Source organism: Streptomyces sp. NPDC023723 (assembly GCF_040639815.1).
In the GTDB taxonomy this organism is placed as follows: domain Bacteria; phylum Actinomycetota; class Actinomycetes; order Streptomycetales; family Streptomycetaceae; genus Streptomyces.
This window is the reverse complement of sequence record NZ_JBFAAP010000001.1, coordinates 1-23992: the sequence shown is the minus strand read 5'-3', so window position 1 is coordinate 23992 and position 23992 is coordinate 1. Positions and strand designations below refer to the sequence as shown.

Sequence of the window (23992 nt, the reverse complement as noted above, 5' to 3'; positions counted from 1 at the left end):
AGCGCGGAAGAATGGGTTCATGAGCCAGCCGAACAGCCAGGCAGAGGTCAAGCACACGCAGCCCTCCGTGGGCTCCATCGCCGCGCACCGCCCGCACACGGTGGCCGCCGCCGTCTCCGACCTGGAGCCGGACATCGACTCCGACCTCGACGCGTACGAGGAGTCCGAGGACGCCCGGGCGGCGGACGGCTCCCCGCTCCCGCAGGGCCGCTTCCTCGACCGCGAACGCAGCTGGCTGGCGTTCAACGAACGCGTTCTGGAACTCGCCGAGGACCCGAACACCCCCCTCCTCGAGCGGGCCAACTTCCTCGCGATCTTCGCCAGCAACCTGGACGAGTTCTTCATGGTCCGCGTCGCGGGCCTCAAGCGCCGTATCACCACCGGCGTCGCCACCCGCTCCGCCTCCGGCCTCCAGCCCCGCGAGGTGCTGGAGATGATCTGGGCCCGCTCCCGCGAGCTCATGGCCCGGCACGCGGCCTGCTTCCAGGAGGACGTCCAGCCGGCCCTGGCCGACGAGGCCATCCACCTGGTCCGCTGGAAGGAACTGGCCGAGAAGGAACAGGCCCGCCTGTTCACCCTCTTCCGCCACCAGATCTTCCCGGTGCTCACCCCGCTCGCGGTCGACCCGGCGCACCCCTTCCCCTACATCTCGGGCCTCAGCCTCAACCTCGCGGTCGTCGTCCGCAACCCGGTCACCGGCCACCGCCACTTCGCCCGTGTGAAGGTCCCCCCGCTGCTGTCCCGCTTCCTCGAAGCGTCCCCGGGCCGCTACGTCCCCATCGAGGACGTGATCGCCGCCCACCTGGAAGAGCTCTTCCCGGGCATGGAGGTCCTGGAGAGCCACGCCTTCCGCGTCACCCGCAACGAGGATCTCGAAGTGGAGGAGGACGACGCGGAGAACCTCCTCAAGGCCCTCGAGAAGGAACTGATGCGGCGCCGCTTCGGCCCCCCGGTCCGCCTGGAGGTGGAGGAGAGCATCGACCGCGAGGTGCTGGACCTCCTGGTCCGCGAACTCAAGATCACCGAAGCCGAGGTCTACCCGCTCCCCGGCCCGCTCGACCTCACCGGCCTGTTCCGCATCCACAGCCTGGACCGCCCGGAGCTGAAGTACCCGAAGTTCGTCGCCGGCACCCACCGCGACCTGGCCGAAGTCGAATCGGCCTCCGCCCCCGACATCTTCGCCGCGCTGCGCGGCCGCGACGTCCTCCTGCACCACCCGTACGACTCCTTCTCCACCTCCGTACAGGCGTTCCTGGAGCAGGCCGCCGAGGACCCGGACGTCCTCGCCATCAAGCAGACGCTCTACCGCACCTCCGGCGACTCCCCCATAGTCAACGCGCTCATCGACGCCGCCGAGGCCGGCAAGCAGGTGCTGGTCCTGGTCGAGATCAAGGCCCGCTTCGACGAGCACGCCAACATCAAGTGGGCCCGCAAACTGGAAGAGGCGGGCTGCCACGTCGTCTACGGCCTGGTCGGCCTGAAAACCCACTGCAAGCTCTCGCTCGTCGTCCGCCAGGAGGGCGAGACCCTCCGCCGCTACAGCCACGTCGGCACCGGCAACTACCACCCGAAGACGGCCCGCCTCTACGAGGACCTCGGCCTGCTCACCGCGGACCCGCAGGTCGGCGCCGACCTCTCGGACCTGTTCAACCGCCTCTCCGGCTACTCCCGCCGCGAGACGTACCGCAGGCTCCTGGTCGCCCCCAAGTCGCTGCGCGACGGCCTGGTCTCCCGCATCCACAAGGAGATCCAGCACCACCGCGCCGGCCGCCTCGCGTACGTCCGCATCAAGGTCAACTCGATGGTCGACGAGGCCGTCGTCGACGCCTGCTACCGGGCCAGTCAGGCGGGCGTCCCGGTCGACGTGTGGGTGCGCGGCATCTGCGCGCTGCGCCCCGGCGTGGACGGCCTGTCGGAGAACATCCGGGTGCGCTCGGTCCTCGGCCGGTTCCTGGAGCACTCCCGGGTCTTCGCGTTCGGCAACGGCGGCGAGCCGGAGGTGTGGTTCGGCAGCGCCGACATGATGCACCGCAACCTCGACCGCCGGATAGAGGCCCTGGTCCGGGTCACCGACCCGGCCCACCGCGCGGCCCTGTGCCGGCTGCTGGAAACCGGCATGTCCGACACCACCGCGTCCTGGCACCTCGGCCCGGACGGCGAGTGGACCCGGCACGCGACCGACGCGGACGGCCACCCCCTGCGCAACGTCCAGGAGATGCTCATAGACGCCCGGAGGCGCCGGCGTGGCACAGCGACACCTTGAACCGACGCACCCGTCCCAGCCGGACGCGGCACCAGTGAACCCCAACGCACCCGCACCACTCACCGCACCCGCACCCGCACCCGGCCCCGTAACCGCCGACGCCGACGCCCTCGCCCACTACCTGCGCGCCCAGGCCACGGAGTTCCTCCGCGCCCTGCGCCTGCACCGGGAGAACGGCGCCGGCGCCCCCGTCGGGGACGGCACCGACGCGCCCCGCGCCCTGCGCCGCGCGGCCCGCCGCATCAGCGGCAGCCTGCACACCTTCCAGACGCTGCTGGACGGCGACTGGTCGGAGGCCATCCGCCCGGAGCTGGCCTGGCTGTCCGGCACACTGGCGCTCGAACACGCGTACGCATCCCGGCTGGACCGCCTGCTCCAGGCCCTGCACCGGCTGTCCGGCTCGGCCTCCCCGGTCTCTCCCGGCTATCCGGACCCGCCGCCGCCCGGCCTGCCCGCCCAGCAGTCCGCGGACCGGGGCGCTCCCGACCGCGGTGCCCTCACGGTGGGCGCCGCGAAGGCCGGCGCCCTGCTGGACCGCCAGCTGACCCTGGCCCGTACCCGGGCCCACTCCACGGCGCTGCAAGCCCTCGGCAGCAGCCGCTTCCACGCCGTCGCCGACAAGGTCGCCGTGCTGGCCAGCGACGTCCCGCTGGCCGCCGGCGCGGCCGGCGCCGACCTGCGCCCGCTGGCCGCCGCCGCCGAGGACCGGCTCACCGACGCCGTGGCCGCGCTGCCGCTGGTCACCGCCGGCAGCCCGTACAACGCGGCGGCCCTGATCCACGGCCTGTCCCCGGACCCGTCGCCGCACCCGCAGGACACCCCTTGGCACCAGGTCCGCCTGCTGCTGCGGCTGCACCGCTACGCCCGTGAGGCCGTCGTCGGCGACGACACCCCCGTCGGTGTCCGCCTGCTCGCCGCCGGCGAGGCCCTGGACCGGCACCGGGACGCCGCCGAGGCCGCCGCCGCGGCCGCGCAGGCGGCCCGCACCCCGCGGATCGCCCCGGCGACGGCGTACGCGCTGGGCGTGCTCCACGCCGACCAGCGGCATGAGGTGGAGGCGGCGAGGTACGCGTTCCAGCACTGCTGGCGCAAGGAACCGGCCGCCACCCTGTAAAAGGCACCGCAGACGAACACCCGGACGAACACCGCAGCCGAACACCACAGACGAGCACCGCAGCCGAGCACCGCAGCCGAACACCACAGACGAGCACCGCAGGGGAGGCCCCCGTGAGCAGCCCGGACGACCGCACGGTGCTGGCAGCCGGCTGCGTCCTGTGGCGCCGCACGCCCCGGCCGGACCCCGCCGCCCACCCGGCGGACATCGAGATCTGTCTCGTCCACCGGCCGAAGTACGACGACTGGTCCCACCCCAAGGGAAAGCTGAAGCGCGGCGAGGACGCCCTCGCCGGCGCCCTGCGCGAGGTCGCCGAGGAGACCGGGCACACCGCCGCGCCGGGCCCGGAACTGCCCACCGTGCGCTACCTGGCCGACGGCCGCCTCAAGCAGGTGCGCTACTGGGCCGCCGAGGCCGTCTCCGGCGCGTTCCGTCCGAACGACGAGGTCGACCGGGTCCGGTGGCTGACCCCCGACGCCGCCCGGGCCCGGCTCACTCGACCGAGGGACCGCACCCTGGTCGACGCCCTGCTGACCACGGCCCGCCTGCCATAGTCGTCGCGACAGCCCGCCGGAATCACCCCGTGTCCTCGACGTAAGCGTTCCGTGACCTCACCGCACCGTCCCCAGGGGTTCACCCCACGTTCATTTACGGCCATCGGCGCCTTCACCTGTTCTGCCTAATTTCGGCCTTACCCGATACGGGTCGCACCTAGAAAACGCGTCCGTATCGCCCAGTCTTCATCACCAGCAGCAACCCAGCTTTCGCACGCCGCCGGATCAGGACGGCGGCCTCAGGAAGGAAATTCCTCAAGTGAAGCTTCAGCGCAAGAACCGGCGGGCCCTCGCTCTCGGTGCTCTCGCCGTCTCCGGCGCCCTGGCCCTCACGGCGTGCGGCTCCGACGACACCGGTGACACCGGCAGCGGCGACGCGTCGGCCACCACCCAGGCCAACAGCATCGACTGCGGCGACGCCTCGGGCCAGCTCCAGGCGTCCGGCTCGTCCGCCCAGAAGAACGCGATCGACGCCTGGGTGAAGCAGTTCGCCGCGGCGTGCAAGAGCGTGCAGATCAACTACAACCCCACGGGTTCGGGCGCCGGTGTCACGGCGTTCACCCAGGGCCAGACCGCGTTCGCCGGTTCGGACTCCGCGCTGAAGCCCGAGGAGATCACGGCCTCCAAGAAGGTCTGCTCCAGCGGCCAGGGCATCGACCTGCCGATGGTCGGCGGCCCGATCGCGGTGGCCTTCAACGTCCCGGGCGTCGACTCGCTCACCCTGGACGCGGCCACCCTCGCGCAGATCTTCGACAGCAAGATCACCAACTGGAACGACGACGCGATCGCCAAGCTCAACCCCGACGCGAAGCTTCCCGACCTGAAGATCCAGGCGTTCCACCGCTCGGACGAGTCCGGCACCACGGACAACTTCACCAAGTACCTGAAGGCCGCCGCGCCCGACGACTGGAGCTACGAGCCGGGCAAGTCCTGGGAGGCCAAGGGCGGCCAGTCCGCCTCGGGCTCCTCCGGCCTCGCGCAGCAGGTCACGCAGACCTCCGGCGCCATCTCCTACTTCGAGCTGTCCTACGCCAAGGACATCTCCACGGTCGACATCAAGACCGAGGCCGCCGAGCCGGTCAAGGCCACCGTCGAGAACGCGACCGCCGCCATCGGCGCCGCCAAGGTCGTCGGCACCGGCAAGGACCTCGCGCTGGAGCTGGACTACACCCCCTCCGCCGACGGCGCGTACCCGATCACCCTGGTGACGTACGAGATCGTCTGCGACAAGGGCAACAAGGCCGAGACCCTCCCGGCCACCAAGTCCTTCCTGAACTACATCGCCTCCGAGGACGGTCAGGGCCTGCTGGCGGACGCCGGCTACGCCCCGATGCCCGACGAGATCATCACCAAGGTCCGCGAGACCATCTCGGGCCTGAGCTGACCCGAGTGCGGTCAGGTTCCCCGGTCCGCCGGAGGACTTGACCGCACCGTCCGGTGCACCGCCGCCAGGAGCCCCCGAGACGCGGGCGGCTCCGTCCGGGCCGTCCCCCACGACGGCTCCGCAGACCGGAGAACCCGATGGACATATCGACACAGAATCCCGCAGCCCCACCAACTCCGCAGCCGACCGAGGCCGACGCCAAGCGCGCCGCCCGCGGCGCCACCCGCCCCGGAGACCGGATCTTCCTCGGCCTCTCGCGCGGCTCCGGCATCTTCGTCCTGGTCCTGATGGCCGCCATCGCGGCGTTCCTGACCTACCGCGCCGTGATCGCGATCAGCAAGGACGAGGCCAACTTCTTCACCAGCTTCGACTGGAACCCCAGCGGCGTGCCGCCGCAGTTCGGCATCGCGGTCCTCGCCTTCGGCACCGTCGTGTCGTCGGTGATCGCCATGGCCATCGCGGTCCCGGTCGCGGTCGGCATCGCGCTGTTCATCACCCACTACGCCCCGCGCAAGCTCGGCGGCACGATCGCCTACGTGATCGACCTGCTCGCCGCCGTGCCGTCCATCGTCTACGGCCTGTGGGGCGCCCTGGTCCTCGTACCGCATCTCAACGGCCTCTACGGCTGGCTGGACACCTACCTCGGCTGGACCGGCATCCTTCAGTGGAACGGCGGCGCCCCGCGCTCGCTGCTCACCGTCGGCATCCTGCTCGCGATCATGATCCTGCCGATCATCACCAACGTGAGCCGTGAGGTCTTCCGGCAGGTTCCGCAGATGCACGAGGAGGCGGCCCTCGCCCTCGGCGCCACGCGCTGGGAGGTCATCCGGATGTCGGTGCTGCCGTTCGGCCGCTCCGGCGTCATCTCCGCCTCGATGCTGGGCCTCGGCCGCGCGCTCGGCGAGACGATGGCCGTCGCGATGGTGCTGTCGCCGAGCTTCGACATCACCGCCAGCCTGCTCGACCCGGGCGGCGGCACGTTCGCCCAGAACATCGCCAGCAAGTTCAACGAGGCGACCGAGATGGGCCGGGACGCGCTGATCGCGTCCGGTCTGGTGCTCTTCGTGATCACCCTGCTGGTCAACGGCGCGGCCCGCCTGATCATCGCCCGCCGCAAGGAGTACTCGGGGGCCAACGCATGAGCAACGCGACTCTCACCGACAACCGCCCGCCCAGTTCGCTCAAGGGCGCGACCCTGCCGAAGTGGTTCGCGTGGGCGGTGGCCGCGGGCGCGGTCCTGCTGGGCATCGGCATCAGCTTCGCGGCCGGCCTGGACAGCTCCATCCAGTGGGCGCTGATCGCGGCGGTCCTCTTCGTGGCCGGCTCCTACGGCATCTCGGCCAGGGTCGAGGGCCGCCGGCAGGCCAAGGACCGGGTGGCGACCAGCCTGGTCTGGGTCGCCTTCGTACTGGCCGTGATCCCGCTGCTGTCCCTGGTCTGGACGACCGTCAAGCGCGGCGTCAAGGTCCTCGACGGGTACTTCCTCAGCCACTCGATGGGCGTGGTCGCCGACACCGAGCCCGGCGGCGGCATCTACCACGCCATCCTCGGCTCCCTGGAGCAGGTCGGCCTGGCCACCGTGATCTCGGTGCCGATCGGTGTGCTGACCGCGGTCTACCTGGTCGAGTACGGCCGGGGCCGGCTCGCCAAGGCGGTCACCTTCTTCGTCGACGTGATGACGGGCATCCCGTCGATCGTCGCGGGTCTGTTCATCCTCAGCCTGTGGATCCTGATCCTGGACATGGGCTACTCCGGCTTCGCCGGTTCGATGGCGCTGACCATCCTGATGATCCCGGTCGTGGTCCGCTCGACCGAGGAGATGCTGAAGCTCGTCCCGAACGAGCTGCGCGAGGCGTCGCTGGCGCTGGGCATCCCGAAGTGGCGCACGATCCTGAAGGTGGTCCTGCCGACCTCCATCGGCGGCATCACCACCGGCATCATGCTGGCCGTGGCCCGCATCGCCGGTGAGACGGCTCCGGTGCTGCTGCTGGTGTGGGGTTCGAACTTCATCAACAGCAACCCCTTCAAGGACCCGCAGGCGTCGCTGCCGATGTACATCTACCTCCAGTTCACCAACAGCGGCGGCCAGGGCGCGGCGTACGACCGTGCCTGGGCGGCGGCCCTGACGCTCATCGCGTTCATCATGATCCTCAACCTGGTGGCCCGCGGCATCGCCCGCTGGAAGGCTCCCAAGACCGGTCGCTAAGGCCCTCGACCCGACCCGAAAGAAGCAGTGATTCACATGGCCAAGCGCATCGATGTCAGCGGCCTCAACGCCTACTACGGCTCCTTCCTGGCCATCGAGGACATCTCGATGACGGTCGAGCCCCGTTCCGTGACGGCCTTCATCGGCCCGTCCGGCTGCGGCAAGTCCACGTTCCTCCGCACGCTCAACCGCATGCACGAGGTCACCCCCGGTGGCCGGGTCGACGGCAAGGTCATGCTCGACGACGAGAACCTGTACGGTCCCGGGATCGACCCGGTGGCGGTGCGGCGCGAGGTCGGCATGGTCTTCCAGCGCCCGAACCCGTTCCCGACCATGTCCGTCTACGACAACGTGGCGGCGGGCCTGAAGCTCAACGGCCGGTACAAGAAGTCCGAGATGGACGACGTGGTCGAGAAGTCGCTGAAGGGCGCGAACCTCTGGAACGAGGTGAAGGACCGCCTCAACAAGCCGGGCTCCGGTCTCTCCGGCGGCCAGCAGCAGCGGCTGTGCATCGCCCGCGCGATCGCGGTCGAGCCGAACGTCCTGCTGATGGACGAGCCCTGCTCGGCCCTGGACCCGATCTCCACCCTCGCCATCGAGGACCTGATCGGGGAGCTGAAGGAGCGCTTCACGATCGTCATCGTGACGCACAACATGCAGCAGGCGGCCCGGGTCTCGGACCGCACGGCGTTCTTCAACCTGGCGGCCGTCGGGCAGCCCGGCAAGCTCATCGAGATCGACGAGACGGAGCGGATCTTCGCCAACCCGTCGGTGCAGGCCACGGAGGACTACATCTCCGGCCGCTTCGGCTGAGCCTGCCCTCTCCGACTCCTCGTGGTGCTGCATGGCGGTGCCACCACGAGGAAAGGGCCCGCCCCCGGCTCCCGGGGGCGGGCCCATTGTCTTGGGCGCGGGTACACACAGCCGAGGCGCCGGCCCCCGTCAGAGCACCGCCAGTCGAACGATCCAGAACGACACCGCGGCCACCACCGCGGCCGCCGGCATCGTGATGAACCACCCCAGGACGATGTTCTTGGCGACCCCCCACCGCACGGCGTTCACCCGCTTCGTCGCTCCCACACCCATGATCGACGAGGTGATGACATGCGTCGTGGAGATCGGCGCGTGGAAGAGGAACGACGTGGCGAACATGATCGACGCGCCGGTCGTCTCCGCCGCGAACCCCTGCGGCGGATCCAGCTCGATGATCTTCCGCCCCAGCGTCCGCATGATCCGCCAGCCGCCGGCATACGTGCCCAGCGACAGCATCAGCGCGCAGACGATCTTCACCCAGACCGGAATCGCGTCGCCGTAGTCCTCGACGTCGGCGATGACCAGCGCCATCACCACGATGCCCATCGTCTTCTGCGCGTCCTGGAGGCCGTGCCCGAGCGCCATGCCCGCCGCCGACACCGTCTGCGCGATCCGGAAACCCCGCTTCGCCTTGTGCGGGTTGGACTTCCGGAACAGCCACATGATCGCCGTCATGACCAGGTAGCCGACGACCAGACCGACCACCGGCGAGATGAACATCGGCAGGATGATCTTGTCGACGACGCCGCCCCAGTACACCTTCGTACCGCCCGCCAGCGCCGCGCCCACCATCCCGCCGAACAGCGCGTGCGAGGAGGACGAGGGCAGGCCGAAGTACCAGGTGACGAGGTTCCAGACGATCGCCCCGATCAGCGCGGCGAAGAGGATGCCCATCCCCGTCGAGCCCTCGGGCGTCTCGATCAGCCCCTCGCTGACCGTCTTGGCGACCCCGGAGCCGAGGAACGCGCCGGCCAGGTTCATCACGGCGGCCATCGCGAGCGCCGCGCGGGGCGTCAGCGCCCGGGTCGACACGGACGTCGCGATCGCGTTGGCCGAGTCGTGGAAGCCGTTGGTGTAGGTGAAGAAGAGCGCGACCGCGACGGTCACGATCAAAGCGAAGGTGTCCATGACGTGGGCTCAGGACTCCTTGACCGCGATGGTCTCCACCGTGTTCGCCACGTGCTCGAATGCGTCGGCCGCTTCCTCCAGGACGTCCACGATCTGCTTCAGCTTCAGCACTTCGATCGCGTCGTACTTGCCGTTGAAGAGGTGGGCGAGCAGCTTGCGGTGGATCTGGTCGGCCTGGTTCTCCAGCCGGTTGACCTCGATCCAGTACTCGGTGAGGTTGTCCATCGTGCGCAGGTTGGGCATCGCCTCGGCGGTCAGCTCGGCGGCCCGGGCCAGCACCTCGATCTGCTGCTCGACGCCCTTGGGCAGCTCCTCCACGTTGTAGAGGACGACGAGGTCGACGGCCTCCTCCATGAAGTCCATGATGTCGTCGAGGGACGACGCGAGGGTGTAGATGTCCTCACGGTCGAACGGGGTGATGAACGAGGAGTTCAGCTGGTGGAAGATCGCGTGCGTCGCGTCGTCACCGGCGTGTTCCGCGGCCCGCATACGCTCTGCGATCTCGGCCCGGGCGGATGCGTCCGCCCCGAGCAGTTCCATCAGGAGTTTCGAGCCCGTGACGATGTTGTCCGCGGACGCGGCGAACATGTCGTAGAAGCTCGTCTCCCTGGGGGTCAGACGAAAGCGCACGTGGGGTCCTCGGTATGCATCGGTTTCGGTCAGGCTGATGCTAGGCGCATCATCCGGCCACGGCTAACGGGCCGTCCCCCAGTGTCGCCCATCAGGCACAGTGATGAGCAGGGGGGCGACTCGGGGCCTGTCCGCCAAGGGCCCTATACCCAGTGAAATTCGTTACCATATACCCACCCGGGGTATATCTCGGCGAGCTGTCTCACAGGAGGACGCGATGACGACCACAGAGGCCGGCGCCGCAGCGCCCGCCACCGGGACCGACGTGGTCACGGACCACGACCGCGGGGTGCACGGCTACCACAAGCAGAAGGACGAGCACCTCAAGCGGCTGCGCCGGATCGAGGGCCAGATCCGGGGCCTGCAGCGGATGGTCGACGAGGACGTCTACTGCATCGACATACTCACCCAGGTCTCCGCCTCCACCAAGGCCCTCCAGTCCTTCGCCCTCCAGCTGCTGGAGGAGCACCTGCGCCACTGCGTCGCGGACGCGGCCCTCAAGGGCGGCACCGAGATCGACGCCAAGGTGGCGGAGGCGACCAAGGCGATCGGGCGGCTGCTGCGCACCTGAGGCGGTCAGCTCCCGGTGGCCCGCCTGGCGCGTTCCCGTTCCTCGGCCACCCGCAGCACCTCGTCGATGCTCTCCGGACTGAGCCGGTCCCGCGCCGCCGACGCGGCGATGATCAGGTCCCCGCACAGTTCGATCTCGGCGAGGGCCACGTGGTCCTGAACCGCCGTACCGCCGACCGGAGCCACGCGCATCACCTCGTCTCTGCCAGTACCGGCTTCCTAGAGTAGGGAGCGCTTCACCCACCGCGCATGGCACGGACGGGCTAGTCCTCCTTGACAGCGGGCTCCTCGGCGATCTTGCCGGTGTAGATGTCGTCCGCGTCCGGCAGACGTACGGCGACGGGGACGCCGAAGTCGTAGAGGAGGGTCGTCGAGGCCACGGCGACCGGGCCGGCCCGCCGGCTGTTGGCGAAATCGAACCGGTGCCGGAGCTTGCGGACCCGGCCCCGGTCGTCGAGGTAGACGTCGAACGGCACCCGGGCGCTGGCGAACCCTTTCGCCGCCGCGCGCAGCGAGGTCCGGGCACCGCCGGTGGCCCGCGCGGCGGCCCATGCCAGGTCGGCGGTGCCCCGGTAGTGCGACACCGGGGTCCCGGCGACCGCCGTCCGTCCGACGTACCGCGCCTTTCGGGTGCCGCGCAGCACCTCAGCGGCGGCGAGCGGATCGGTGGCGCCGCCGGTCACCAGGTTGCCGTCGGCCAGCGTCGCCGTCTCGACCCGGACCCATTTGTCGGCCGGGACGCCGGCGCCCCGGTTCTTCATGAAGAGCGCGCCGGGGGTCAGCAGTTCGGTGATCGGGCGCCGGTCGCTGCTGCCCGCCGGGTCCTCGGGCAGCAGGACCTTCAGCCGCCCGCGCCGCCCGGCGAAGTCGTAGACGCCCTCGCCGCGGATGGTGACCCGGGTGCCGCCGCTGGCCATCTGCATCGACGTACGGGCCTTGGCGCTGCCCGCGGCCGTCAGCCGGTCGGCGGCGCCGCGCAGCGTCCGGACCGGGTCGCCGGAGCGGGCCCCGGGCGCCACGGCGGCGGTGTCGGAGCAGCCGCCGGCGCTCAGCGCGAGGCAGGCCGCGGCGCCCGCCGCGCCCAGCCGCCGGTGCTGTCCCTGCCGCCTGGTCATCGCCTGCCCACCCTCGTCCCGGGCCACCCGTCGGCTGGCCTAACGACGCCCGGCCGACCCCGGTAACGTGGTCGCCGTGGCACAGCAGGACGGTCTTGACGCTCCCCGGGACCTCCCGGACCTTCCGGAACACACCACTACGACGGTCGAGCAGGGCCCGTTCTGCTCGGCCCGCTGCTCCTGCGGCTGGCGCGGCCCGGCCCGCCGGGCCAGAAGTCTGGCCAGAACCGACGCCCGCGAGCACGCCGGCCCCTGACCGGCCGGCCCCCACCGGAACCTCCGGCCCCCGCCGCCCGTCTCGTTCCACATGGACCGGCTACTTTCCTCGGCGGCGCCGCGGGCGCCGGCCTGACGGCGACGGTGGCGACGACGGCCGCCTGCGACACCGGCGGCGGCGCGGGCGGCGGTGCGGGCGACGACGGCACGGGCGACGGCGGCGCGGGCGACGGCAAGAACAGCCGCTCACCGGCGAGCGGCTCCGCCCGCGCGTCCGCCCCCGCCGACTGGACCGCCCTCGCCCGCTCCCTCGACGGCACCCTGATCCGCCCCGGCGACGCCGGCTGGGCACCCGCCCGGCAGCTCTACAACACCCGCTTCGACACCCTGCGGCCCGCCGCCGTCGCCTACGTCGCCCACGCCGACGACATCCGCACCGCCCTGGCCTACGCCCGCGCCCACGGGGTCCGCCCGGCGATCCGGGGCGGCGGCCACTCCTACGCGGGCTGGTCCTCCGGCGACGGCCGGCTGATCGTCGACGTGTCGCGGCTCGACGGGGTGCGCGCCTTCGGCGACGAGGCCGTCGTCGGTGCCGGGGCCCGGCTGATCGACGTCTACCGCGGGCTGGCCGCCAAGGGCGTCACCGTCCCGGCCGGTTCCTGCCCCACCGTCGGCATCGGCGGCCTCGCGCTCGGCGGCGGCCACGGTGTCGTCTCCCGCGCCTACGGCCTGACCTGCGACAGCCTGACCGGCGCGACGCTGGTCACGGCCGACGGCACCCTGCTCACCGCGACCGCCGACGACCACCGCGACCTGTTCTGGGCGCTGCGCGGCGCCGGCAACGGCAACTTCGGCGTCGTGACCGAGCTGCGGTTCCGTACCCACCCGGCGGCCCGGGGCGTCACCGCGTATCTGACCTGGCCCTGGCAGCGGGCCGCGGCGGTGGTCGGCGCCTGGCAGGAGTGGGGGCCGGACCAGCCCGACGAGATCTGGTCGTCACTGCACCTGGACAGCGCGGCCGGCGGCCCGCCCACCGTCTCCGTCTCCGCCTTCTCGCTCGGCGGCTACGGCGGACTCCAGAACGCCGTCGACCGCCTCGCCGACCGGATCGGCGCCCCGGCGAGCGGCGTCACCCTGAACCGGCACACCTACCAGGAGACGATGGACGCGTACGCCGGCTGCGCGGCCTTCTCCCAGGGCACCCGGTGCCGGCTGCCCGGCACGGTCCCGGGCCGCTCCCCGGACGGCGCCCTGGAGCGGGAGACGTACGCGGCCCGCTCGGACTTCTTCGACCGCTCGCTGTCGGCGGCCGGCATCCAGACCCTGCTGGCGCGGCTGCGCTCGGTGCGCGGCGGCACCGGCAGCGTCGCGCTCACCGCGCTCGGCGGGGCGGTCAACCGGGTCGCCCCGACGGCCACCGCCTTCGTGCACCGCCGCTCCCGGCTGCTCGCCCAGTACCTGGTCGCCTGGCCGGCCGGCGAGAGCGGCGCCACCGGCCGGTCCTGGCTGCGGGCCGCGCACCGCGCCATGCGGCCGCACGCCTCGGGCGCCGCCTACCAGAACTACACCGACCCGGAGCTGACGGACTGGCGGACGGCGTACTACGGGGCCGCCGCGCCCCGGCTGGCGAAGGTGAAGCAGCGCTACGACCCGGACCGCCTGTTCACCTTCCCGCAGGCCATGTAGCGGGCAGGCCCTGCAGCGGGCTACGCGGCGAGGTCCCGCTCGCCCGCCTCGGCCGGCTCCCGCTCGGCGCGGGCGCCCGGGATCACCGCGTCCCGTCCCCCGTGCGCGGCTCGCCCCCGCGCGCTGATCAGCCACCCGGCGCGCGGGGAGCGCTCGATCGCCCGGGCCAGCGGGGTCAGCAGGGCCATGGCGACCGGCGACAGCAGCAGCGCCACCGCGGTGCCCAGCGCGAAGCCGCCGACCACGTCGGTCGGGTAGTGCACGCCCATGTAGACCCGGCAGAGCCCGCCGAGCAGCGCCAGCACGATGGCGACGACGCCGAACTTGCGGCGGGTCACGAAGAGCGCGATGGCCATCGCCATCAGCAGGGTGGCGTGGTCGCTGACGAAGGAGAAGTCGTTCTTGCCGTCGACGAGGACGTCCAGGCCCTGGTGGTCCTTGAACGGCCGGGGCCGCTCCACGAACCCCCGGATCGGCACGTTGACCAGGACCGCGATGCCGGCCGCGAGCGGTGCCCAGGCCAGCGCGGCCACCGCCGGGGCCGCGTCCTCGCCACCCCGCCGCCGCACGCCCCACCAGCACCACAGGACCAGCGCGACGATGGCGAACAGCAGCCCGTACTCGCCGACGAACTCCATGATCCGGTCGAACCAGTGCGGCGCGTCCTTGGCCAGGCCGTTGATGTCGTAGAGCAGGTCGACGTCGGGGTTCGACCCGGATTCGGCGAGTCCAGCCATGGTGCTGCGGCCCCTTCGTCATGTTCTTCGGCGCGTCCTTGCGCGCGCCGCCCCTGCCACCCCCGTGGTTGTAGATCCGCTGGGCGTCCGCCGGTTCGCACACCTACGCCAACAGGAACGCACGGCCCCCGTTGTTCCGTTCCACACTCCACCGAATGATCACGCAGACGTTATCGAAGAGAGACTCATCACCGCAGCTCAGGGGAGGGGTTCACGCTCGGTTCAGGCGTTGCCGGGGAGCGCTTTCGCGCCATCCTCGGTCACCCGGGTGGCACCGAAGTAGTCCGGGGTGTCGATCGGGTCGAACCGGATCACGGCACCCGTACGCGGCGCATCGATCATGTAGCCGCCGCCGACATAGATCCCGACATGCCGGATTGCGCGGGAATTGGTCAGGTCGTCCGAGAAGAACACCAGATCGCCGGGGAGCAGCTCGTCCCGGGCGGGGTGCGGTCCCGCGTTGTACTGGTCGTTGGCGACCCGGGGCAGGGTGATCCCCACCGACTCGTAGGCGGCCTGCGTCAGACCCGAGCAGTCGAAGCGTCCGCCCTGGTCAGCGGTGCCGGTGCCGCCCCAGAGATACGGCGTGCCGAGCTTGCCCTGGGCGTAGGTGATGGCGCCGGCGGCCTGCTCGGAGGGGTCGACCCGGGTCTCGGGCGCCGCGAAGCTCTCCGCGAGCGTGGTGATCGTCTTGACGTAGTTCTGGGTCTCCGCGTACGGCGGGACGCCCCGGTAGCGGATCACCGCGTCAGGACCGGCGTTGTAGGCGGCCAGCATGTTTTCGGTCAAGTTCCCGGCAACGGACTTCACGTACGACGCGAGCGAGCAGTCGTAGGCGGCCGCCGACGCGATCGCGTCGGCCGGGTCCCACACGTCCCGGTCCCCGTCCCCGTCCCCGTCCACCCCGTGCACCGCCCAGGTGCTGGGAATGAACTGCGCCATCCCCTGCGCCGCCGCCGCGCTCTGCGCCTTGGGGTTGAAGCCGCTCTCCTGGTAGAGCTGCGCGGCGAGCAGTGCCGGGTTGATGGCGTCGCAGAGCCGGCCCGCCTTGGCCACCATCCCCTCGTACGCGGCGGGCACCGACCCCTTGGCCAGATTCTTCGTGCCGCCGCTCACGCCGTTGGCCAGATTCCCGGCGACCATGTACACGCCGACCACGAGCAGCATGACGAAGCCGGTCCCGAGACCGACCGCCGCACCACCGAGCACCCACACTTTTCGCACGGCTCAACCTTGCCCCACCCAGCCGCTGTTCAGCACTCCTTCCCGCAAGAGTGGCGTTATTCAGCCTTGAACCGACCGACCTGACGTCTTGACAGACCGCCGGTCCCCCGCCCTCCGCACCGAAGGCCCTCACACAACAGAGGTAGCCTTCGCCCACGGAACGAGTGAACCCGCTCACCCACTCGCCCGACGGCCCGGCCAACCCGTGGACCTGACGGACCGTAGGAGGGCCTAACGACGAAACCACACGACAGGTTCCGCTTCAGCCTGATTGCCCGGCGTGACCTGCCGTGATACACAGAGTCACCATGTGATGCCTTGCCCTCGGACCCCGCGCCTGCGTGAGCGCCCGGCGTGAACCGGTGGCAAGGTATTCGTACGAAACCCGCCAATCAATGACGCCAAGTCGACATACGACAGCGGCATTGTCGGCGACAATGAGGCTTGACCTCTGCACGACCGCAGAGGATGCGGAACTACCCACCAGGGGCGGTGACTTACATGCTCTTTGCGGCCGACAAGGGAGACATCAACACCATCATCGGCGGGATCGCTCCGGACTGGGGCCCCTTCGGTGCGCTGGGGACCGAGGCGAAGACGATGGTCCAGGTCGTCATGGCGGTCGCCATCCTGCTCTGCCTCGGCATCGCCATCTGGGGCGCCGCCAAGCAGCGCATCGGCGCCACCGCGCTGCGCGACACCTTCAGCGCCGAGCAGGGCAAGGGCCTGATCATCGCCGGTCTGACGGGCGTCTTCATCATCGGATCGCTCGGCACGCTGTTCACCATCGTCTACGGCATGGCCGTGTAGCCGGCCTCCGGTCCGAGAAGCCCGCCGCCACGGGCCCGCCGGCCTCCCGTTTCCTTCCTCCCCAACCACCACCCGCCCGTCGTGCCCCCCGGCTGAGGTTGCGTCACCCTGATGTCGAGTCACCACACCGCGCCCGCGCGGCAACCAGCGCGGCTACCGTCGTACTACTACGGCACGGGGTACGGGCACGAGGTCACCCACGACGTCGAGGGGGCGTACGCGGCATGAGTCTCGGAGACGACCAGCGAGCCTTGGGCGATTACGGCGGCACCCGCACCCGGCTGCCCGAGGGCGACGGCGACCCGTACGGCGCCCCGCGCAGAGGCGGCCGGTCCTCCTCCCGGAGCCTGGTCACGGTGGTCGGCGTGGTGGTCGCCCTGATCGCCGCGATCGCCTTCGCGAACCGTGGCCCAGACGGTTCCGCGACCTCGGCGGAATCCGCCGACAAGCCCAAGACCTCGGCGACCGCCCCGACCGGGAACCAGCCGGTCGGCGCCGGCTTCGCCCACGACGAACAGGGCGCGCAGAGCGCCGCGGCCAACTACGCGGTGACCCTCGGCTCCGCCGGCATGTTCGCCAAGGACACCCGGCACGAGATCGTCGACGCGCTGTACACACCGGCCGCGGCGGCCGAACTCAAGGGCCCGATGGACGCGGCGTACTCGGCCGCGTTCCTCGCCAAGCTGGGACTGGACGCCGACGGCGGGGCCCCCGAGGGCAGCACCTTCGTCTCCCGGACGACTCCGCTGGGCGCCACCGTCGAGAGCTACACCGCCACCGACGCCAAGGTCTCCGTCTGGTCCATGGGCCTGCTGGGCATGGCCGGCGAGAAGTCCACCCTCCCCGTCACCACGACGTGGCACACCTGGACGGCCGACCTGCGCTGGACCGACGGCGACTGGAAGATCGTCAAGGACACACAGAAAGACGGCCCCGCCCCGGTCCCCGGCGACGACCGGGCCGCCACGTCCGAAGAGATCAGCAAGGCCATCGAGGAGTACGGAGGGTTCACGTATGCCCGGTAACCCGCGTCGTGCACTCAAGCTGGCCGGAGCGCTGACGGCCGTACAGACCGCTGTCGTCCTGCTGGCGACGCGAGCCGTCGCCGCGCCCACCCCCGACCCCTCACCGAGCGGCAGCCCCTCGCCGTCGTCGTCGTTCGACTGCAGCAACATCTCCGGCGAGGCGAAGGACCTCTGCGAGCAGGGCAACGGCATCACCGACGGCACCACCCCGTCCGTCGACAGCACCGCCGACCCCCTCTCCTCCCTCGCCAAGGGCTGCGCCGAGGCCGCCGCCTGGACCGTGGACAAGCTCAGCGAGGCGGTGAAGGACACCGCCAACGTCGACTTCACCAACCCCAAGTTCCTCCAGCAGTACGCCGTCGTCTTCGCCGCCTCCACCATCCTCACCCTGGTGCTGTGGCTGCTGGCGGTCGCCAAGCGCGCCGTGCGCGGCGTCCCGCTGGCCACCGCGCTGTCCGAGGCGGTCGGCTTCCTCTGGCTGACCGTCCTCGCCTCCGCCTTCACGCCGCTGATCCTCTACACCGTCGTCTCCGCCACCGACGGCGTCACCGAGGTCCTCGCCAAGGCCACCGGCGACCAGACGGACACGTTCTTCGGCACCTTCTCCGGCGCCCTGGAGAAGGGCGAGGACATCGGCGGCGGCCCGATCATGCTGATCGTGGTCTCCCTGGTCTCCATCCTCGCGGCCGGCGTCCTGTGGCTGGAACTGGTCATCCGCGCCGCCCTGCTCTACGTCGGCGCCCTGCTCGGCACCGTGGTCTACGCCGGCCTGGTCGACAAGAACCTGTGGGGCCACGTCCGCCGCTGGGCCGGGATCATGATCGCCGTGATCCTGGTCAAACCGGTCATCGTGATCGTCCTCGGCCTGGCCGGCGCGCTCTCCGCCGACGACGGACCGGACGCCTTCTCCGCCGTCGTCTCCGGCCTCGCCATCATCCTGCTGGCCATCTTCGCCTCCGCGATGATCTACCGCTTCGTCCCCGGCTTCGGCGACGAGATCGCCGGCTCCCGCAACAACCGTCTGATGCAGGGCGCCGAGAACAAGGCCGCCGCCGTGATCAGCAGCCCCGCCACCCTCGTCGCCCAGGGCATCAAGACCCACAGCACCCGGCACAACGGCGACGGGGGCGGCGGCCAGTCCGCCGCCGCCCGCCCGTCCAACCCCGCCTCCGGCGGCGTCGCCGCGCACAGCACCCGCCCCTCGGGCGGCGGCGGAAACGTCCCCTCCGCCGCCCCCGCGCCGCGCTCCGGCAACCCGCTGAACTCCCCCCACGCCGGCAACACCCGCAACAGCAAGAGCACAGGAGGTGACGGGCGTTGACGACCGAGTCCCACGTGTCCCATCCGGTCACGCCCCGCCGTACGTATCTGATCGGCCGCGCCCGGCCGAACGCGATCGTCGGCCGCAACCGCGAGACCGGCGAGATCGCGCTGATCGTGGTGGGCGCCTTCCTCGGCATGATGTGCGGGCTGCTGGTCCCCGTCCTCGCCCTGCGCATCGTGCTGCTCGCCGGTTTCCCCATGCTCGCGCTGGCCGCGGTCTACGTGCCGTACAAGCACCGCACCTTCTACAAGTGGTTCGAGATCAACCGCAGCTACAAGCGCACCCTGCGCACCGGCACCACCTACCGTTCCGGCGCCGTCGAGGCCGGCACCCGCATCGACGGCCGCGAGGTCGAGGTCGGCCCGCCGCCCGGCATCGGCCGCATCACCTGGCTGGCCGCCCCCTTCGGCCCCGACGAGATCGCCGTACTGCTGCACGCCGACCGCAAGACGGTCACCGCCGCCATCGAGATCGAGGGCCCCGGCGTCGGCCTGCGCGACTCCGAGGACCAGGAGGCCCTGGTCGACCGGTTCGGCACGCTGCTCAAGCACGTGGCCAACGGCGACGGCTTCGTCACCCGCCTCCAGATGCTCGCCCGCACCCTGCCCGCCGACCCCGACGCGCACGCCAAGGACGTCTCCCAGCGCGGCGACGAGAAGTCCCCGCCCTGGCTCCAGCAGTCCTACGACCAGCTCCAGTCGATGGTCTCCACGAGCAGCGAGCAGCACCGCGCCTACCTGGTCGCCTGCATGCACTTCACCCGCGAACTGGCCGCCGAGGCCAACGCGATGGCCCGCGCCTCCCGCCCGCACGGCGGCCGCAAGCTGGACCGCGACGCCGGTCTGGCGGTGGTCATGGCCCGCGAGCTGACCGACATCTGCTCGCGCCTCCAGGAGGCCGACATCCGGGTCCGCCAGCCGCTCGGCCAGGGCCGGCTCGCCTCCCTGGTCCACTCCATGTACGACCCGGACCACCCCATCGACCACATCCAGGCGATGACCAAGCGCAACGCCTGGCCGGCCGAACTGGACGCCATGGAGCCCACCTACCTCCAGGCCAAGACCCGCGAGTCGGTCACCCGCGCCCCCTGGTGCCACGCCACCGCCTGGGTGAAGGAGTGGCCGATGACCCCGGTCGGCGTCAACTTCCTCGCCCCGCTCCTCGTGCACACCCCGGACGTCATCCGCACGGTCGCCGTCACCATGGACCTCGAACCCACCGAGGTCGCCATCGAGCGCATGCTGACCGAGAAGACCAACGACGTGGCCGAGCAGTCCCGCGCCGCCAAGATGAACCGCACCGTCGACCCGCGCGACATGGCCGCCCACGACCGCCTGGACCAGCGCGGCGAGGACCTGGCCAGCGGCGCGGCCGGCGTCAACCTGGTCGGCTACATCACCGTCTCCTCCCGCAACCCCGAGGCCCTGGCCCGCGACAAGCGGACGATAAGGGCGTCGGCCGGCAAGTCGTACCTGAAACTGGAGTGGTGCGACCGCGAGCACCATCGCGCCTTCGTGAACACGCTTCCGTTCGCCACCGGCATCCGAAGGTAGGGGCTGAGCCTGATGCGGGATCCGCTGACCATCCTCACCGAGGCCTTCACGTCCTTCCTGTTCGGGAAGGTGGAGACGACCCGCCTGCCGGTCCGCACCTCCACGGGCCAGGCCCAGGCCGTCTACCTCCCCACCGCCGCCCCCGGCCTCGGCGACTCCGGCGTGATCATCGGCCGCGAGGTCTACTCCGGCAAGGGCTACATCTACGACCCCTTCCAGCTCTACGGCCAGCAGCTGCCGGCCCCGCACTGGCTGGTCCTGGGCGAGTCGGGCAACGGCAAGTCCGCGCTGGAGAAGACGTACGTCATGCGCCAGCTCCGCTTCAAGGACCGCCAGGTCGTCGTGCTGGACGCGCAGGGCGAGGACGGCGTCGGCGAGTGGAACCTCATCGCCGAGGAGCTGGGCATAACGCCCATCCGGCTGGACCCGACGGCCGCCCTGGACCTCGGCATCCGCCTCAACCCGCTCGACCCGGCCATCACCACCACCGGCCAGCTGGCCCTGCTGCGCACGATCATCGAGGTGGCCCTCGGCCACGGCCTGGACGAACGCGCCGGCTTCGCCCTGAAGGTCGCGCACGCCTACGTCAACGAGACGATCGTCGAACGCCAGCCCGTCCTCACCGACATCGTCGAACAGCTCCGCCACCCCGAGCCCGAGTCGGCCGAGGCGATGAACGTCGCCATAGACGACGTACGCGCCTGGGGCCTGGACGTCGCCCTGGTCCTGGACCGCCTGGTCGACGGCGACCTGCGCGGCATGTTCGACGGCCCGACCACGGTCGGCATCGACCTGGACGCCCCGCTGATCGTCTTCGACCTCTCCCACATCGACCGCAACTCCATCGCCATGCCGATCCTGATGGCGATCGTCGGCGTGTGGCTGGAGCACACCTGGATCCGCCCCGACCGCAAGAAGCGCATCTTCCTGGTCGAGGAAGCCTGGCACATCATCAACAGCCCGTTCGTGGCCCAGCTCTTCCAGCGCCTGCTGAAGTTCGGCCGCCGGCTCGGGCTGTCCTTCGTCGCGGTCGTCCACCACCTCTCCGACGTGGTGGACGGCGCGGCGGCGAAGGAAGCGGCCGCGATCCTGAAGATGGCCTCGACCAGGACGATCTACGCGCAGAAGGCCGACGAGGCGCGCGCCACCGGCCGTGTCCTGGGCCTCCCCCGCTGGGCGGTGGAGATCATCCCGACCCTGACTCCCGGCATCGCCGTCTGGGACGTCAACGGCAATGTGCAGGTCGTCAAACACCTGATCACCGAGACCGAACGCCCCCTGGTCTTCACCGACCGCGCGATGACCCAGTCCTCCGCCGACTTCGCCGACGACGCCCTGCGCGCCGCCGAACTGGAGGCCGAGGAACGGGCGGCGGCCTTCGTGGAACAGCACCTCGGCGACTCGTCCGAATCGACGGTGGCGTAGAAGGGGAACGAACCGATGAGACCGGACGACCGGCGGACGGACGGCCACAGCGGCGGCGGCATCCCCGACGGGCTGCTGCTCGGCCTCCTCGGCTTCCTCCTCGGCATGACCGTGCTGGTGTGGACGGCGACCGGCCTGTCCGCCCTGTTCGCGCACGGCGCCTGGCCCGGCGGCCTCACCTTCACCCACACCCCGCTGGCCATGCGGCACCTGATCGCCCACCCGCACGACCTCCCCGGCGCCTGGCCCGGCATCCCCGCCGCCGCCCTGTCCGGCTACGGCCTGTTCTGGGGCCTGTTCATCGGCCAGCTGATGATCCTGGTGGTCCTCACCGTCTTCGTCCTTGGCACCCTGGCGAGATGGCGGGCGGTGCGGCAGCGCAGGCGGGAAACCCCACCGCCGCCGTACGAGGTCCCCACCCCAAGGGCGCCGCTGCCGGAGACCCAAGCCGCGCCCGAGCCCCGCACCTCCGCGGCCGAGGGCAAACGGCTGGGTGGGGGTGGGTGGGAGACAAGCCGCCCCGAGGGCGCGGTCCACTACGCACCCCGCGAAACCCACCACACCACCGCGACCGAAACGCTCACCGACGCCGAGGGCCCCGCCCTCGTCCTCACCTCGAACCCCGCCCTCTGGCAGGAGACAAAGGACGCCCGGGCCAAACTCGGCCCCGTCCACCTCTACGACCCCAGCCACCGCTGCGACACCCCGGACCGCCTCCACTGGTCCCCCACCACCGGCTGCGAGGAAAAGGAAACAGCCACCGCCAGAGCCACCGCCCTGCTGGCCCCCGTACGCCCCACCGCCCGCCTGGACCAGGCGATCACCGACACCGCGGTCACCCTCCTGCGCAGCTACCTGCACGCCGCCGCCGTGGACACCCGCACCGTCCGCCACGTCCACCGCTGGTCCCAGGGCACCCAGGTCCAGGACGCCGTACGCATCCTCCGCACCAATCCCAGAACGGCTCCCGGCGCGGCCGGCGAACTCGAAGCGGCCCTCACCGCCCACCCCGAACGCCGCGACATGGCCCACCAGTTGATCACCCGTGCGCTGGCCGCCCTCTCCACCCTCAACATCCGGGAGAGCTGCACCCCGCACCGAAATGACACCCTCGCCCTGGATTCCTTCATCCAGGAAGGGGGAACGCTTTACGTGGTAGGTGAACCCATCGAGGACCCCAGGACATCCCCGGGCGCGATGCCGCTCCTGACGGCCCTCGTCTCCAGCGTGGTCGAGCACGGCCGGCGCATGGCCGAACGGTCATCCTCCGGTCGGCTCGACCCACCATTGACACTCGTCCTCGACGACGTCGCCGCGGTGGCCCCGCTCCCCCAGCTGCCGGAGCTGCTGGCCACCGGTGCGGACCGGGGCCTGCCCACGCTGGCCCTGCTCCGCTCCCGCGAGCAGGCCCGCGCCCGCTGGCCGCACGACGAACTGCCGGTCTGACTCAGCCCCGTTCGTCGAGCACGTACTCCAGCTCGCACTTCCCCGCGGCGTCCGTCGGCAGGGTCACCGTCCGCCCGCTCGGCATGAACCCGAGTTTGCGGTACAGCCCCTGGGCCCGCCCGTTGTCCTGGTGCACGTAGAGCCGCATCCGCTCCACCTGGCGCTGCCAGGCCCACTCCAGGCCGGCGGCGAACAGCGCCTTGGTCAGCCCGCTCCCCCGCCACTCGGGCCGCACATACACCCCGACGACATGCCCCTGCCGGCGCTCCACGGGACAGCCGGCCCAGTCCGTCGTCCCGGGCTCCTCGATCAGCACGGTCACCGTCCCGAGCCATGCCCCGCCCGGCCCCTCGGCGATCACCTGCCGCACCCGCTCCGAGCCCTCCGCGCCCCCGGCGGCCCGCTCCTGCCAGAAGACGTCCGGCCGCGCCACGGCCTCCTCATACGTGTCCAGGAACGCGATGTGCGCGACCGGGTCCCGCAGCATGCGCAGGGCCAACTCCCGCACGGCCGTCCACTCGTCGGCACGGATCGGCCGGATCAGGTAGTCACCAGGAGGCGAGGAAGTCATGCCGGTCAAGGTAGTACCCCGGCCCGACCTTCCTCACCTCATTTACGCCTGCCGGCCCTGAACGCAGAAAACCCCCGCATCTGACGATGCGGGGGTTTCCCTGATAAGAATTGTTCGGCGGCGTCCTACTCTCCCACAGGGTCCCCCCTGCAGTACCATCGGCGCTGTAAGGCTTAGCTTCCGGGTTCGAAATGTAAC

The 23992-nt window shown here is 71.0% G+C and carries 23 protein-coding genes and 1 rRNA gene; 16 read left to right on the top strand and 8 right to left on the bottom strand.

Annotated features, from left to right (window positions below; translation table 11 throughout):
* Positions 1 to 19 precede the first annotated feature (19 nt).
* From AB0G32_RS00120 to pstB, 7 genes are all read left to right on the top strand, one after another.
* Positions 20 to 2263 (top strand): RNA degradosome polyphosphate kinase, encoded by a 2244-nt coding sequence (locus tag AB0G32_RS00120; protein ID WP_361155905.1) that lies wholly within the window; start codon positions 20 to 22, stop codon positions 2261 to 2263.
* A 121-nt stretch (positions 2264 to 2384) separates the two neighbouring features.
* A complete protein-coding gene (locus AB0G32_RS00115; protein ID WP_361157102.1) occupies positions 2385 to 3377 on the top strand; it encodes a CHAD domain-containing protein in 993 nt (330 codons plus the stop codon).
* A 113-nt stretch (positions 3378 to 3490) separates the two neighbouring features.
* Positions 3491 to 3931 (top strand): NUDIX hydrolase, encoded by a 441-nt coding sequence (locus AB0G32_RS00110; RefSeq protein WP_361155902.1) that lies wholly within the window; start codon positions 3491 to 3493, stop codon positions 3929 to 3931.
* A 259-nt stretch (positions 3932 to 4190) separates the two neighbouring features.
* Positions 4191 to 5315, top strand: a complete 1125-nt coding sequence (gene pstS / locus AB0G32_RS00105) for a phosphate ABC transporter substrate-binding protein PstS (protein ID WP_361155900.1) — start codon at positions 4191 to 4193, stop codon at positions 5313 to 5315.
* 137 nt (positions 5316 to 5452) lie between these two features.
* Positions 5453 to 6457 carry a phosphate ABC transporter permease subunit PstC gene (pstC, locus tag AB0G32_RS00100; RefSeq protein WP_361155898.1) on the top strand — a complete coding sequence of 335 codons (1005 nt, stop codon included), beginning with the start codon at positions 5453 to 5455 and terminating at the stop codon, positions 6455 to 6457.
* Entirely contained in the window at positions 6454 to 7521 is a 1068-nt protein-coding gene (gene pstA / locus AB0G32_RS00095; RefSeq protein ID WP_361155896.1) for a phosphate ABC transporter permease PstA, read from the top strand. The genes pstC and pstA overlap by 4 nt, the downstream gene beginning before the upstream one ends.
* 36 nt (positions 7522 to 7557) lie before the next feature.
* Positions 7558 to 8334 (top strand): phosphate ABC transporter ATP-binding protein PstB, encoded by a 777-nt coding sequence (gene pstB / locus AB0G32_RS00090; protein ID WP_361155894.1) that lies wholly within the window; start codon positions 7558 to 7560, stop codon positions 8332 to 8334.
* A 129-nt stretch (positions 8335 to 8463) separates the two neighbouring features.
* Here pstB and AB0G32_RS00085 read toward each other — a convergent pair whose 3' ends face one another.
* Together AB0G32_RS00085 and AB0G32_RS00080 are read right to left on the bottom strand one after the other, a co-directional pair.
* A complete protein-coding gene (locus tag AB0G32_RS00085) occupies positions 8464 to 9462 on the bottom strand; it encodes an inorganic phosphate transporter (RefSeq protein ID WP_361155891.1) in 999 nt (332 codons plus the stop codon).
* A gap of 9 nt (positions 9463 to 9471) precedes the next feature.
* Positions 9472 to 10092: a DUF47 family protein gene (locus AB0G32_RS00080; protein WP_189421789.1), complete on the bottom strand. Its 621-nt coding sequence runs from the start codon at positions 10090 to 10092 to the stop codon at positions 9472 to 9474.
* 217 nt (positions 10093 to 10309) lie between these two features.
* On the opposite strand from AB0G32_RS00080, the gene AB0G32_RS00075 reads away from it, so the two are divergent.
* On the top strand, positions 10310 to 10663 hold the full coding sequence (locus AB0G32_RS00075) for a metal-sensitive transcriptional regulator (protein ID WP_361155888.1): 354 nt from the start codon (positions 10310 to 10312) through the stop codon (positions 10661 to 10663).
* A 5-nt stretch (positions 10664 to 10668) separates the two neighbouring features.
* Here the strand turns inward: AB0G32_RS00075 and AB0G32_RS00070 are convergent, their stop codons facing one another.
* Positions 10669 to 10854 carry a hypothetical protein gene (locus AB0G32_RS00070; RefSeq protein WP_361155885.1) on the bottom strand — a complete coding sequence of 62 codons (186 nt, stop codon included), beginning with the start codon at positions 10852 to 10854 and terminating at the stop codon, positions 10669 to 10671.
* Positions 10855 to 10925: 71 nt separating this feature from the next.
* Positions 10926 to 11777 carry a hypothetical protein gene (locus tag AB0G32_RS00065; RefSeq protein WP_361155883.1) on the bottom strand — a complete coding sequence of 284 codons (852 nt, stop codon included), beginning with the start codon at positions 11775 to 11777 and terminating at the stop codon, positions 10926 to 10928.
* A gap of 76 nt (positions 11778 to 11853) precedes the next feature.
* On the opposite strand from AB0G32_RS00065, the gene AB0G32_RS00060 reads away from it, so the two are divergent.
* A complete protein-coding gene (locus tag AB0G32_RS00060; protein WP_361155882.1) occupies positions 11854 to 12033 on the top strand; it encodes a hypothetical protein in 180 nt (59 codons plus the stop codon).
* 104 nt (positions 12034 to 12137) lie between these two features.
* Positions 12138 to 13679, top strand: a complete 1542-nt coding sequence (locus tag AB0G32_RS00055; RefSeq protein WP_361155880.1) for an FAD-binding oxidoreductase — start codon at positions 12138 to 12140, stop codon at positions 13677 to 13679.
* A 20-nt stretch (positions 13680 to 13699) separates the two neighbouring features.
* On the opposite strand, the gene AB0G32_RS00050 is transcribed toward AB0G32_RS00055, so the two are convergent.
* Positions 13700 to 14416: a phosphatase PAP2 family protein gene (locus tag AB0G32_RS00050; protein ID WP_361155877.1), complete on the bottom strand. Its 717-nt coding sequence runs from the start codon at positions 14414 to 14416 to the stop codon at positions 13700 to 13702.
* Positions 14417 to 14638: 222 nt separating this feature from the next.
* Complete coding sequence (locus AB0G32_RS00045; protein WP_361157099.1) at positions 14639 to 15583, bottom strand: NlpC/P60 family protein; 945 nt, start codon at positions 15581 to 15583, stop codon at positions 14639 to 14641.
* Positions 15584 to 16141: 558 nt separating this feature from the next.
* On the opposite strand from AB0G32_RS00045, the gene AB0G32_RS00040 reads away from it, so the two are divergent.
* The 6 genes from AB0G32_RS00040 (at position 16142) to AB0G32_RS00015 (ending at position 23223) form a co-directional block, all read left to right on the top strand.
* Positions 16142 to 16450, top strand: coding sequence for a hypothetical protein (locus AB0G32_RS00040; protein ID WP_190204669.1), 309 nt, complete (start codon positions 16142 to 16144; stop codon positions 16448 to 16450).
* Between the two features lie 224 nt (positions 16451 to 16674).
* Positions 16675 to 17475, top strand: coding sequence for a hypothetical protein (locus tag AB0G32_RS00035; RefSeq protein ID WP_361155875.1), 801 nt, complete (start codon positions 16675 to 16677; stop codon positions 17473 to 17475).
* Positions 17465 to 18796, top strand: coding sequence for a hypothetical protein (locus tag AB0G32_RS00030; RefSeq protein ID WP_361155873.1), 1332 nt, complete (start codon positions 17465 to 17467; stop codon positions 18794 to 18796). Before AB0G32_RS00035 ends, AB0G32_RS00030 begins: the two co-directional genes overlap by 11 nt.
* On the top strand, positions 18793 to 20352 hold the full coding sequence (locus AB0G32_RS00025; protein ID WP_361155871.1) for an SCO6880 family protein: 1560 nt from the start codon (positions 18793 to 18795) through the stop codon (positions 20350 to 20352). Before AB0G32_RS00030 ends, AB0G32_RS00025 begins: the two co-directional genes overlap by 4 nt.
* Before the next feature lie 12 nt (positions 20353 to 20364).
* Complete coding sequence (locus AB0G32_RS00020; RefSeq protein WP_361155868.1) at positions 20365 to 21777, top strand: ATP-binding protein; 1413 nt, start codon at positions 20365 to 20367, stop codon at positions 21775 to 21777.
* Positions 21778 to 21792: 15 nt separating this feature from the next.
* Positions 21793 to 23223: a type IV secretory system conjugative DNA transfer family protein gene (locus tag AB0G32_RS00015; protein ID WP_361155866.1), complete on the top strand. Its 1431-nt coding sequence runs from the start codon at positions 21793 to 21795 to the stop codon at positions 23221 to 23223.
* Position 23224: 1 nt separating this feature from the next.
* Here the strand turns inward: AB0G32_RS00015 and AB0G32_RS00010 are convergent, their stop codons facing one another.
* Complete coding sequence (locus AB0G32_RS00010) at positions 23225 to 23794, bottom strand: GNAT family N-acetyltransferase (RefSeq protein WP_361155864.1); 570 nt, start codon at positions 23792 to 23794, stop codon at positions 23225 to 23227.
* A 112-nt stretch (positions 23795 to 23906) separates the two neighbouring features.
* Positions 23907 to 23992: ribosomal RNA gene (gene rrf / locus AB0G32_RS00005) — 5S ribosomal RNA — on the bottom strand; the annotation flags it as partial.

Coding starts and splice junctions, on each gene's coding strand:
- AB0G32_RS00120 (WP_361155905.1), top strand. CDS start 20: ATGAGCCAGCCGAACAGCCAGGCAGAGGTCAAGCACACGCAGCCCTCC.
- pstC (WP_361155898.1), top strand. CDS start 5,453: ATGGACATATCGACACAGAATCCCGCAGCCCCACCAACTCCGCAGCCG.
- pstA (WP_361155896.1), top strand. CDS start 6,454: ATGAGCAACGCGACTCTCACCGACAACCGCCCGCCCAGTTCGCTCAAG.
- pstB (WP_361155894.1), top strand. CDS start 7,558: ATGGCCAAGCGCATCGATGTCAGCGGCCTCAACGCCTACTACGGCTCC.
- AB0G32_RS00085 (WP_361155891.1), bottom strand. CDS start 9,462: ATGGACACCTTCGCTTTGATCGTGACCGTCGCGGTCGCGCTCTTCTTC.
- AB0G32_RS00075 (WP_361155888.1), top strand. CDS start 10,310: ATGACGACCACAGAGGCCGGCGCCGCAGCGCCCGCCACCGGGACCGAC.
- AB0G32_RS00070 (WP_361155885.1), bottom strand. CDS start 10,854: ATGCGCGTGGCTCCGGTCGGCGGTACGGCGGTTCAGGACCACGTGGCC.
- AB0G32_RS00065 (WP_361155883.1), bottom strand. CDS start 11,777: ATGACCAGGCGGCAGGGACAGCACCGGCGGCTGGGCGCGGCGGGCGCC.
- AB0G32_RS00050 (WP_361155877.1), bottom strand. CDS start 14,416: ATGGCTGGACTCGCCGAATCCGGGTCGAACCCCGACGTCGACCTGCTC.
- AB0G32_RS00045 (WP_361157099.1), bottom strand. CDS start 15,583: ATGCTGCTCGTGGTCGGCGTGTACATGGTCGCCGGGAATCTGGCCAAC.
- AB0G32_RS00040 (WP_190204669.1), top strand. CDS start 16,142: ATGCTCTTTGCGGCCGACAAGGGAGACATCAACACCATCATCGGCGGG.
- AB0G32_RS00035 (WP_361155875.1), top strand. CDS start 16,675: ATGAGTCTCGGAGACGACCAGCGAGCCTTGGGCGATTACGGCGGCACC.
- AB0G32_RS00030 (WP_361155873.1), top strand. CDS start 17,465: ATGCCCGGTAACCCGCGTCGTGCACTCAAGCTGGCCGGAGCGCTGACG.
- AB0G32_RS00020 (WP_361155868.1), top strand. CDS start 20,365: ATGCGGGATCCGCTGACCATCCTCACCGAGGCCTTCACGTCCTTCCTG.
- AB0G32_RS00015 (WP_361155866.1), top strand. CDS start 21,793: ATGAGACCGGACGACCGGCGGACGGACGGCCACAGCGGCGGCGGCATC.
- AB0G32_RS00010 (WP_361155864.1), bottom strand. CDS start 23,794: ATGACTTCCTCGCCTCCTGGTGACTACCTGATCCGGCCGATCCGTGCC.